Genomic DNA, 11,722 nt, shown 5'->3' on the forward strand with positions numbered 1-11,722 from the left:
CAATTTGAGTAATCTCACACTCTTTAAGATGTCTAGGATTGATTATGAAAGCTGAAAAGCTCTACATAGAAAAAGAACTCAGTTGGCTCTCTTTTAACGAAAGAGTCTTACAGGAATCAGCAGACAAAACAGTACCTTTGATCGAAAGAGTACGCTTTCTCGGGATCTTTTCTAACAATCTAGACGAGTTTTACAAGGTTCGATTCTCCGACGTTAAACGTCGAATTTTGATCAACCAAGAGCGTGGGATCCATGACAACTCAAAGCATCTGCTTACCAAAATGCAAACCAAAGCATTTAAGCTAAACCAACGTTTTGATGAACTCTACAATGAACTCATTCTTGAGATGGCTAGACGACGAATCTTCTTGGTCAACGAGACGCAACTGAATGACGCTCAAAAGAAATGGATAAGAAAGTACTTTAAGAAAGAAGTACTTCCACACATCACGCCCCTTTTGATGACTGATGAGATTGATGTGCTACAGTTCTTAAAAGATGAGTATGCTTATCTGGCCGTTGAACTTCAAAAAGATCAGCAATCCAAATACGCCGTCATTGAGATACCGACCGATCACCTCCCACGCTTTATTATGCTTCCAGAGCAGAAGGGAAAACGCCGCAAGACCATCATCTTACTTGATAACATTATCCGATACTGCATCGATGATCTATTTAGAGGCTTTTTCGAATACGACCAGCTCAACTGCCACGCGATGAAAATGACTCGTGATGCTGAATACGACCTTGGCCACGAAGTCGAGCACAGCTTGCTAGAACAGATGTCTGAAGGTGTGGCTCAAAGGCTCAGTGCCCTGCCTGTGCGTTTTGTTTATGAGCACACGATGCCTCAAAATATGTTGGATTTCTTGTGTGGAAAATTAGGTATCTCTAACTACGACAACCTGATTCCTGGTGGTCGTTACCATAACTTTAAAGATTTCATCGGTTTCCCGAACGTAGGTCGTGAATACTTAGAAAACAAACCTTTACCACCAATGTCATGTGCAGACTTTGATGGGTTTGATAACAGCTTTGATGCAATCAAGAATCAAGACATCTTGCTGTACTATCCATATCATACCTTTGACCACATGACAGAGTTGGTTCGTCAGGCTTCATTTGATCCAAAAGTCATCAGTATCAAGATCAACATCTATCGCGTAGCGAAAAACTCTCGATTAATGAATTCGTTGATCGATGCCGTTCACAATGGCAAAAACGTAACAGTAGTGGTTGAACTTCAAGCTCGGTTCGACGAAGAAGCCAATATCGAATGGTCAAAGATCCTAACTGAAGCTGGGGTTCAAGTTATCTTTGGCGCTCCCGGTCTAAAAATCCACTCTAAGTTACTTCTCATCAACCGCCGTGAAGGTGAGCAAATCACTCGCTATGCGCATATCGGTACGGGCAACTTCCACGAAAAGACTGCAAGAATCTACACAGACTTCTCGCTGCTCACCGCCGATCAAGAGCTGACTAACGAGGTGCGTAATGTCTTTGGTTATATTGAGAACCCTTATCGTCCTGTAAAGTTTGACCACTTAATTGTGTCGCCACGTAATTCACGTAAGAAGCTTTATCGTCTTATCGATACAGAAATTGCTAGCGCTAAAGCGGGTAGAAAAGCGCAGATCACCTTGAAAGTGAACAACTTGGTCGATAAAGGGCTTATCAATAAGCTTTATGGTGCGAGTAATGCGGGTGTCAAAATTCGTATGATCATCCGAGGCATGTGCTCACTGGTTCCGGGAGTCGAAGGCGTTAGTGAGAACATCGAGATCATCAGTATCATCGACCGATTCCTAGAGCACCCACGCGTTTTGATTACACACAACGATGGTGACCCAAAAGTATTCATCTCATCGGCAGACTGGATGACGCGAAACATCGATCACCGCATTGAAGTCGCGTCGCCAATCCGTGATGAACGTTTGAAACAACGCATCATCGACATTGTAAATATTCATTTTACCGATACAGTTAAGGCAAGGTGGATAGATAAAGAGATGAGCAACGCTTACGTTCCTCGCGGTAACCGTAAAAAACGCCGCTCTCAAGTCGCCATCTATGATTACCTCAAGCAGGTAGAGAAACAGACTCGAAAAGCTAGGGAACAACAATCTTACGATGAGCCAAGCTAAAGATACCAAGGCCAATACGCCAGAAGATTCCAATAATACCGCCTCACTTGAGGCGGTATCTCCACCTATCAAACACGTTGCTGCCATCGATTTAGGCTCTAATAGCTTTCACATGGTTGTGGCAAAGGTCATCGGGCAAGAATTGCAACTTGTCAGCCGACACAAGCAAAGAGTCAGATTAGGCTCTGGTCTCGATGACCAATCAAACCTCAACAATGCAGCCATCGAGCGTGGTTTAGAGTGTCTCGCGATGTTTGCCGAGCGCTTACAAGGCTTTGAAGTCGAAAACGTTCGTATTGCAGCCACCCACACTCTGCGCCAAGCAAACAACGCTCATATCTTTATCCAGCGCGCACGTGAAGTACTTCCTTTTCCTATCGAAGTGATTCCCGGTGAGGAAGAGGCGCGACTTATCTATTTAGGCGTGGCTCACACACAACCCGAGTCTGACTCCAAGTTAGTTGTCGATATTGGCGGTGGCAGTACCGAGTTGATTATCGGCAAAGGGTTTGAGGCGAAGCTCGTCAACAGTAAACAGATGGGCTGCGTGAGCTTTACACAACGATATTTCTCGAATGGGAAACTCTCTCGCAAGAACTTCTCTAAGGCCATTATTGCGGCTCAACAGCGTCTAGAACCTCTTGCCGCTAAATACAAAAAGAAAGGCTGGGATGCTGCTCTTGGCTCTTCAGGAACCATCAAAGCAATCAAAGAAGTCCTGGTCGGAATGGGCTATGAAGATGCCATTATTACCGAAAAGCGATTAGGCCACTTAATTGATGTATTGTGCGAACACGACACCATTGAAGAGATAAAACTCAAAGGGCTCACTGAGGAGCGCCAACCCGTCTTTGCTGGCGGAGTGGCTATTCTCACTGCGATATTCATGGCTCTTTCAGTCAAAGAGATGCACTTTTCTGACGGCGCGCTTCGTGAAGGATTGCTCTATGAGATGGAAGATCGCTTTCAGCGCTCAGACATTCGTATGCGAACCACTGAGAACCTCGCAACCAAACACACCGTTGATTTCGACCACGCAACTCGCGTAAAAGATCAAGCAAGCGAGTTCTTACATCAGATATGCGATGAACTGTGTATTAAGAAAAAAAGTCAGCTGTTTGAACTGCTTGAATGGAGTGCGCTATTACACGAGGTCGGACTGAGTATCAGCTTCTCTGGCTTCCATAAGCACTCTGCGTATCTTCTTCAGCATACCAATATGCCGGGCTTTAATAGCGAGCAACAGATGGTCATGTCGATTTTAACTCGTTTCCAACGCAAAGCCCTCAAGCTTCAAGATATGCCCGAACTGAATTTGTTTAAGAGTAAGCACTTAATCAGCTTAATTCGCATATTACGTCTCTCCATCATTCTCAATGGTCAACGTAACGACTCCCCACGCCTAAAAACACGTATCGATGTCATCGAGAAAGATCATTGGAAGATATGTGGGGCCGATGGTGATTGGCTTGATGAAAATAAACTATTGGCGGCGGACTTACTCGCTGAACAGGAGTTGTGGAGTAATATTGAATGGCAACTAAGCTTCGATGAGAATCAAAAAGCGTAATTGCCAATCGGGAGATCAAAGCCCTACTTTTGCGAGTTCTTGTTTGGCGTATTCGTGAGGAATAGAAACGTAGCCGTCTTTTTCCACCAACTCTTGACCTTGTTTAGAAAATATAAAGGTTAGGAACTCTTGTTCCACCGGGGAAAGCGGCTTGTTTGGGTGTTTATTCACGTAAACATACAAGAAGCGCGAAAGCGGATAAGCGCCACTTAAGATGTTTTCTCTTGTGGCGTGTACATATTGATCACCCGTCTTAACCACAGGAACCTGTCTTACACCCGCAACACGATAGCCAATGCCTGTGTATCCAATGCCGCTGATCGACAAAGCAACAGATTGAACAACAGAGGCAGAACCCGGCTGCTCATTAACTCGGTTCTTGAAATCACCACCGCACAAAGCATTCTGCTTAAAGTAGCCATAAGTACCGGATACGGAGTTTCGGCCAAACAGTTGGAAACGATGTTTTGCCCAAGGTTGTTTAATGCCTAGTTCTTGCCAGCTCTCGATATTTTTAACACCGCCACAGCGCAACGTTTCAGAAAAGATGCCATCTATCTGACGAAAGTTAAGCCCTTTGATTGGGTTATCTTTGTGTACAAACACGCCAATCGCATCGATCGCGACTCTAAGCGCTGTAGGCTTGTAACCATGCTCTCGTTCGAATGCCTCAATCTCACGTAATCGCATTGGTCGGCTCATTGGCCCCAAATGCGCAGTGCCCTCGGTAAGCGCGGGAGGCGCAGTCGCAGAGCCAGAAGCCTGAACCTGAGCATTCACATTTGGGTAGTAAGATTTAAACTCTTCAACCCACAATGTCGTCATACCTGCCAAGGTATCTGAACCTACCGATAGCAAGCTGCCAGAAATCCCCGGTACCTTAGAGTAATCAGGAAGCGATTCTACAGTCAGCTCTGCATGAACCGGAGAAGCTAACGCACAAGCTAACAACGAACTGATGGGTAAACGCATCCTGCGTATTAAAGTAATCATGATACGGTTAGTCGGTTTGGTAACGTGAAATGGAAACGACTGCCGACACCTAACTCACTCTGGATTTCCAAATGAGAGTCATGGTGAGTCAAAGCATGCTTAACGATAGCCAACCCGAGACCACTGCCGCCAGTATCACGTGAGCGCGCCTTATCAACACGATAGAATCGCTCTGTAAGTCGATGCAGGTGTTGGGGCTCGATACCGTCTCCAGTGTCTGAGACATCCAAACAGGCACCTTGGCTTGTTTGATACCAGCGAACTCTAACTGTAGCGCCCGGTGGTGTATATTTGACGGCGTTGTAAACCAGATTCGATATCGCACTTCGCAACTGATCTTCATCAGCTAATACGCGTAGGCTCTTATCAATATCAAACTCAAGCTTGTGTTCACGATCGCCACTTAAACTCGCCGCTTCTTTCTCAAGAACCTCAAGCATAGCGGGAACGTTCACCACTTCATCCAACTCGAGCATTGGCGCTGCTTCAATTTTAGAAAGCGTGAGCAGTTGATTGACCAGACTGTTCATGCGATTCAGCTGCTCAGTCATTACACCATGAGCCTTGGTCCACATAGGGCCAACGATCATGTCTGGATCTTCCGTCATTTCAAGGTAGCCTTGAAGTACGGTCATTGGAGTTCGGAGTTCGTGAGAAACGTTAGCGAAGAAGTTACGACGCATGCCTTCTAGCTGCTTAAGCTGGGTCACATCACGCACAACCATCAGGTGTTCACCCTCGGTATACGGCACAATACGTAGTTCCAGCATACGCTCCACATTCAGTGGAGAAGGCATCTCTAATGGCTCAGAGAAATCTTGCTTGTTCAGATATTTAATAAAGTCTGGCGTACGAATCAAGTTCGAGATCGGTTGTCCAGAATCGTCGGGCCAACGAAAACCCAGTAAATACTGAGCAAGCTTGTTACACCAAACAATATTGCCTTCACCGCGAAATACCACAACGGCATCGGGAAGCGATTCTGCACCGTTACGGAAACGGCGGATAAGGTTAGTCAGTTCTTTACGTTTGCGACGCTGTCTCTGCTGCATACGATAAATACCGTTGAACAGAGATTCCCAGTTTCCTGAACCTGAAGGTGGTGTTAGACGCTTCTCATCCCACAACCATGCAGATAAACGCATTTGATTGTGTAGATGCCAGCCGAGCTGCAATACCGTAGCAGCCAGCAGTAACCAAGGTAAGTAACCGAATATCCATCCGACTAAAACCCATGGTGCGTAAAAAAAAGCCAGCTCCCAAGCCAGCTTTTTCCAGGTTAACTTTTCAACCATTCAGGACTCCGTAAACTGGGCAGCGAAGCCACATTAAGCCTTTGTAGAAAAACGGTAGCCCGCGCCGCGAACCGTTTGGATTAGCTTATCGTGACCTGCAGATTCAAGCGCTTTACGTAGGCGTCGAATATGTACATCAACGGTGCGGTCTTCAACGTAAACGTTGGTACCCCAAACGTTGTTAAGCAGCTGCTCTCGGCTGTACACACGCTCTTGGTGCGTCATAAAGAAGTGCAGCATTTTAAATTCTGTTGGTCCCATATCAACGGGACCTTCACTCGCGGTAACACGGTGTGATACTGGGTCTAATTTAAGACCTTGTACATCAATCACATCTTCCAGTGCCGTTGGTGTTACTCGGCGAATAACCGCTTTCAGGCGAGCCACTAGCTCTTTTGGCGAAAATGGTTTGGTAATGTAGTCGTCAGCGCCAACTTCTAAACCGCGAACTTTGTCTTCTTCTTCACCACGAGCCGTCAGCATCACCACTGGGATGTTGCGAGTTAACTCTTCACGCTTCATGTGCTTGATAAAGTTTATCCCGCTACCGCCAGGTAGCATCCAATCTAGTAATACTAGATCTGGGAAAGGTTCACATAGCTTGTTTACCGCTGTATCGTAATCTTCAGCCTCTACTGCTTGGTAGCCTTTTTGTTCAAGGACAAAACACAGCATCTCACGAATAGGTGCTTCATCTTCAACGACCAGAATCCTTCTCGACATAATTGAATAGCCTTTGTATTTAATCAACGCATTGCATTATCTGAGTTAATTATGACACTTTTGTGACCTTTGAAAACAAATTTTCATATAACTGTCTCAAACAATTCACTTTATAACTTTTGATACAGAGCTAGGGACAAATCAACTTAGATCTCATATCATGAGGCACTTCTAAAAAGGTATGAGAAAAATTTATGTGGTTTAAAAATTGCCTAGTCTATCGCTTCAACCGTGATATTGATTTCAATGCAGATCAGCTAGAGAAACAACTTGAAGAGTTCCGTTTTACCCCTTGTGGTAGCCAAGACAAACAGAAGTTTGGTTGGGTAAATGCGATGGGTAGACACGGCGATATGATGACGCACGTATCAGAAAACCGCATTCTAATCTGTGCAAAGAAAGAAGAAAAAATGCTTCCTGCTTCTGTGATCAAAGATTCATTAAATGCAAAAGTAGAAACACTTGAAGCGGAGTCTGGTACTCCTCTGAAAAAGAAAGAGAAAGATAGCCTAAAAGAAGACATCATCATCGACCTTCTTCCTCGAGCTTTCAGCCGCAGTAACTTCACTTACGCGCTGATCATGCCGAAAGAAGGCTTTATTGTGGTTGATGCTAGCAGCTACAAAAAAGCTGAAGACGTATTGGCATTACTACGTAAAACTATGGGTAGCCTACCAGTCGTACCAGCTATTCCAGAGCAAGCGATTGAAACGACTCTGACAGAGTGGGTTAAATCAGGTGAGACACCTAAAGGAATCACCATGCTTGATGAAGCTGAACTAAAATCAATCCAAGAAGACGGCGGTATTGTCCGAGTTAAGAAACAAGAACTAGAAACGGATGAGATTAAAAACCACATTGAAGCCAACAAAGTTGTGACTAAGCTTCTTATCAACTGGCAAGATCGCATTGAGTTCATCCTTGCTGAAGATGGCAGCATCAAGCGCCTGAAATTCAGTGATGAACTAAAAGATGAGAACGACGATATTCCTCGTGAAGACCAAGCTGCACGTTTTGATGCTGATTTCTCACTTCTATGCGGTGAGTTCAGTGTTTTCCTTCCGAACTTATTCGAATCACTTGGCGGGTTAACTCAACCAAACGCTTAATCTGTGATATTTAAGGCTCAGATGTCGATGGCGTCTGGGCTTATTCCCTCCCAAACTCCTGCTTATATTTATCTCTCTACTCTCTTCTTAATGTCATTGCTATCTTTAGGGCTATCAACCAAACTCGTTTTAGCGTAAAATTTGCGCCCCTTTGATATCACTTGGTGGTATCAACCTGACTTGAGATCAGATTAGAGAACGAAGCAATGACTACACAAAAACCATTTGTACCTGAACTATTATCACCGGCAGGAAGCCTTAAAAACATGCGTTACGCATTCGCCTACGGCGCAGATGCAGTTTACGCGGGCCAGCCACGTTACAGCCTTCGTGTTCGTAACAACGAGTTCAATCACGAAAACCTACAAATCGGTATCGATGAAGCTCATGCTCAAGGCAAAAAGTTATATGTTGTATGTAACATTCAGCCACACAACTCTAAGTTAAAAACATTCATTCGCGACCTAAAACCAGTTGTCGATATGGGCCCAGATGCTCTTATCATGTCAGACCCTGGTCTTATCATGATGGTTCGTGAAGCATTCCCTGAAATGCCAATCCACCTTTCTGTTCAAGCAAACGCAGTAAACTGGGCGACCGTTAAGTTCTGGTCAACTCAAGGCGTTGAGCGTGTGATCCTATCTCGTGAGCTATCTCTTGAAGAGATCGAAGAGATTCGCGAACACTGCCCTGAAACAGAACTAGAGATCTTTGTTCACGGTGCACTTTGCATGGCGTACTCTGGTCGCTGCCTACTTTCTGGTTACATGAACAAGCGCGATCCAAACCAAGGTACTTGCACTAACGCTTGTCGTTGGGAATACAAAACAGAAGCGGCAAAAGAAGACGAAAACGGTCAGATCGTTGAAGCAAACCCTACTGGTGTTGAGATTCAAGAGGTAGAAGTTCAAGACGAACGTCCAGACAACACACTAGGTCTAGGTAAACCAACCGACGAAGTGGTTCTCCTTTCTGAGTCACACAAGCCAGAAGAGAAAATGGCTGCATTTGAAGATGAGCATGGTACTTACATCATGAACTCGAAAGATCTTCGTGCAATCCAACACGTTGAACGCCTAACGAAGATGGGTGTTCACTCTCTGAAGATTGAAGGTCGTACTAAGTCTTTCTACTACTGTGCACGTACAGCTCAGGTTTACCGTAAAGCTATCGATGACGCTGTAGCAGGCAAGCCATTTGATGAAAGCCTAATGGGTACACTAGAGAGCCTAGCGCACCGTGGTTACACTGAAGGTTTCCTACGCCGCCACACTCATGATACATATCAAAACTACGAGTACGGTTACTCTATCTCTGACACTCAACAGTTTGTTGGTGAATTCACAGGTAAGCGCCGTGGTGACCTAGCGGAAGTAGAAGTGAAGAACAAATTCCTAGTAGGCGATAGCTTAGAAATGATGACACCGAAAGGTAACGTTGTTTTCACACTAGAAATGATGGAAAACCGTAAGTCTGAAGCAGTAGAAGACGCAAAAGGTAACGGTCACTTTGTATTTATTCCTGTACCAGCCGATCTAGACTTAGAGTACGGCTTGCTGATGCGTAACTTGAGCGAAGGCCAAGACACACGCAATGCATCAGGTAAGTAACTTTACTTAGAAAACTGAGAAGTAAGCAATGGCTCTGTTAATCACTGACAAGTGCATCAACTGCGATATGTGTGACCCTGAGTGCCCAAATGGCGCAATCACTATGGGTGACAGCATCTTCGAAATTGACCCAGATTTATGTACTGAATGTAAAGGTCACTATGAGAAGCCAACGTGTCAGTCTGTATGCCCAATTACCAAGTGCATCATCACTGATCCAAACCACATTGAAACTGAAGACGAGCTACTAGAGAAGTTTGTCATCATTCAAGGCTTGACCTAAAAGAGAAAAGGTTCAACTTACTGTAAGTTGAACCTTTTTTTTATCCTGACTTTTCTATTGGATAAATATTGCAGAAGAGCTCTTTTTCAAATTGATATTCGAGTCGCTCTCGCCAATTGATTGCTTGAGCTATAGGAACGAGATAAAAGTTTTCCCTGCTGGTATCAGTCACAAACGCCATTCCATATTGCATCAACTCATAATGGACATCGTTTACAAAACTAGGGTCTAGTCGTTGTCTGCCTGTCAATTGGTTGATGTCATCTCTTGAAATAGAAATACCCGAGTTTTCTGTACTGAACCTATGTCTTAACCATTCTGAAAATTCCTTTGCACAAATCATAGTCATAGTCTTATCCTTGAATTATCTATCTACGGGTATCAGACTCTGATTTCGCATACTGCACATAAGCCGCATCTTTCACCCCAAAAATACTCCATCCCTGACCAAACCTTGTCAAATTCGTCACTGTTCTTGCTGTTGTCGTTATTGGTTTTGTTAATATCAAACGATGTTCTTAATCTCGTGTTTATAAACTCTAGACAAAAGTGTGACATTTCTCAACTTTCAGAGACGAGAAAGCCAGTGGCATTACTACTGTAATTAACCTCGATATATGTGATTACTTATTAGATATCAAGGCTAAACACTGACTTGGCATCACTTTGACTTTCTTCTTTTTCTTACTTTTTGCGACTTTTTTAGGAGGAGGTACCGGTATGGTTTTCGGAGCCCAACTTGCAAGTTCTTCTCCACAACCATCACCTTTAGGAGGGCTAGCTTGAGCAATGCAGTTAGTGCTCCCTTCTGGGCACTTCAAGCGAACATGAAAATGAGAATGATGCCCCCACCAAGGCCTGATTTTTCCGAGCCAAGCTCTATCATCTGCATCAGGGTTTTCTCGGTCACAAAGAGCTTGCTTAATCACGGGATGAACAAAAATTCGCACTACTTTTTCGTCTTTCGCGGCGTAGCGGATCACTTGAAAATGATCATCTGTCCAATTTGATTTGCGCAGCTTGTAGTTAGTAAGATCAACGACACTAACAGGCTTAGGGATGGCAAGTTCGTTCACTGAAAGCCTCTTACTTGTCAGTCTTAACCATATATCGATATCTAGCCCTGTCTGATGGCTTGAATGACCAGATGAAAAGCGCCCGCCACGGGGCAAAGAAATATCTCCTACCAATAAGTTGGTATCGAGTTGCTCACTTGTAGTTATGCCAAGCCTTTCAATGAACTGAATGGCCTCTGTATGACCATAATAACGCCCTCTTTGAGGACGAATAATCTGGTAACCGACGCCATCGATTGGCAAGGCCTGTGCTCCATCAAGGCAACCGTTGGCATAGCTTCCTATTGATGAGGTGGAATTTACCGTGGGGGTCTTCTCTTTCTCCCAAGTGGTTGCAGATGCGAAAAAAGAACAAAAAGTCCCAACGACTATACAAAATAACCTCATACCAATTCCAAGTGAACGATGCATATTATTTATACTAGTCGGCATTAGAGAATAGTTGACGATTATTGGTAATTTTTCGCGAATAAACAGAGAGATATTTGAGATGGAAAAATCGGAAAAGGGGTTATACCAATTCCGTTAATTAACTTATCAAGTTTAACCAATCTCTAAAGCAGAGCGAGATCACTCTGCTTTTATCTTCACAAAACCGATTCCACGCTCTACATAACGTCTCTACGATATCGTCATAGTTTTCGAAGCACCTGTTTGCTACTTCATTTTGACGGAGCCAACTCCATACCTGTTCTATAGGGTTTAGTTCGGGAGAATAAGGTGGGATATGAATTATCGTAAGGTTCTCAAATTCATCTGCAAGATAGCTTTGGTGCCAACTCGCTTGATCCATGATCACAACAGCATGCTTGCCAACTGGTGTAGCTTGAGAAATTAATCTGAGTTGCTCCTTCATTGCTTCCATATTGCTAAGGGGAACCACTATAGCTTCAGCTTCTCCTGTCGTGACACATACAGC

The 11,722-nt window shown here is 44.3% G+C and carries 11 protein-coding genes; 5 read left to right on the forward strand and 6 right to left on the reverse strand.

Annotated elements, in window-relative coordinates; translation table 11 throughout:
* Positions 1-44: 44 nt before the first annotated feature.
* Together ppk1 and ppx are read left to right on the forward strand one after the other, a co-directional pair.
* Positions 45-2,144 (forward strand): polyphosphate kinase 1, encoded by a 2,100-nt coding sequence (gene ppk1 / locus L1D22_RS02605; RefSeq protein ID WP_239828599.1) that lies wholly within the window; start codon positions 45-47, stop codon positions 2,142-2,144.
* Positions 2,131-3,714 (forward strand): exopolyphosphatase, encoded by a 1,584-nt coding sequence (ppx, locus tag L1D22_RS02610; protein WP_275664981.1) that lies wholly within the window; start codon positions 2,131-2,133, stop codon positions 3,712-3,714. Before ppk1 ends, ppx begins: the two co-directional genes overlap by 14 nt.
* A gap of 15 nt (positions 3,715-3,729) precedes the next feature.
* On the opposite strand, the gene L1D22_RS02615 is transcribed toward ppx, so the two are convergent.
* Genes L1D22_RS02615 through phoB form a run of 3 tightly spaced genes read right to left on the reverse strand, consistent with a single transcriptional unit; the run spans position 3,730 to position 6,725 of the window.
* Positions 3,730-4,686, reverse strand: a complete 957-nt coding sequence (locus L1D22_RS02615; protein WP_239828615.1) for a phosphate ABC transporter substrate-binding protein PstS family protein — start codon at positions 4,684-4,686, stop codon at positions 3,730-3,732.
* Between the two features lie 17 nt (positions 4,687-4,703).
* Positions 4,704-6,002, reverse strand: a complete 1,299-nt coding sequence (phoR, locus tag L1D22_RS02620) for a phosphate regulon sensor histidine kinase PhoR (RefSeq protein WP_239828600.1) — start codon at positions 6,000-6,002, stop codon at positions 4,704-4,706.
* Between the two features lie 33 nt (positions 6,003-6,035).
* Complete coding sequence (phoB, locus tag L1D22_RS02625) at positions 6,036-6,725, reverse strand: phosphate regulon transcriptional regulator PhoB (RefSeq protein ID WP_004735064.1); 690 nt, start codon at positions 6,723-6,725, stop codon at positions 6,036-6,038.
* Between the two features lie 194 nt (positions 6,726-6,919).
* On the opposite strand from phoB, the gene rdgC reads away from it, so the two are divergent.
* The 3 genes from rdgC to L1D22_RS02640 all read left to right on the forward strand — a co-directional run bounded on the left by rdgC (position 6,920) and on the right by L1D22_RS02640 (position 9,727).
* Complete coding sequence (rdgC, locus tag L1D22_RS02630; RefSeq protein ID WP_239828601.1) at positions 6,920-7,834, forward strand: recombination-associated protein RdgC; 915 nt, start codon at positions 6,920-6,922, stop codon at positions 7,832-7,834.
* Between the two features lie 206 nt (positions 7,835-8,040).
* On the forward strand, positions 8,041-9,444 hold the full coding sequence (gene yegQ, locus L1D22_RS02635; protein ID WP_048663751.1) for a tRNA 5-hydroxyuridine modification protein YegQ: 1,404 nt from the start codon (positions 8,041-8,043) through the stop codon (positions 9,442-9,444).
* Between the two features lie 28 nt (positions 9,445-9,472).
* Positions 9,473-9,727 (forward strand): YfhL family 4Fe-4S dicluster ferredoxin, encoded by a 255-nt coding sequence (locus tag L1D22_RS02640; protein ID WP_004740368.1) that lies wholly within the window; start codon positions 9,473-9,475, stop codon positions 9,725-9,727.
* Positions 9,728-9,767: 40 nt separating this feature from the next.
* Here the strand turns inward: L1D22_RS02640 and L1D22_RS02645 are convergent, their stop codons facing one another.
* The 3 genes from L1D22_RS02645 to L1D22_RS02655 all read right to left on the reverse strand — a co-directional run.
* A complete protein-coding gene (locus L1D22_RS02645; RefSeq protein ID WP_239828602.1) occupies positions 9,768-10,076 on the reverse strand; it encodes a hypothetical protein in 309 nt (102 codons plus the stop codon).
* Positions 10,077-10,350: 274 nt separating this feature from the next.
* Positions 10,351-11,190: a penicillin-insensitive murein endopeptidase gene (gene mepA, locus L1D22_RS02650; RefSeq protein WP_239828616.1), complete on the reverse strand. Its 840-nt coding sequence runs from the start codon at positions 11,188-11,190 to the stop codon at positions 10,351-10,353.
* A gap of 142 nt (positions 11,191-11,332) precedes the next feature.
* The coding region (locus tag L1D22_RS02655; protein WP_239828603.1) for a transposase at positions 11,333-11,722 on the reverse strand (390 nt) is incomplete at its 5' end.

The organism is Vibrio sp. Isolate34 (assembly GCF_022397915.1).
GTDB lineage: Bacteria > Pseudomonadota > Gammaproteobacteria > Enterobacterales > Vibrionaceae > Vibrio.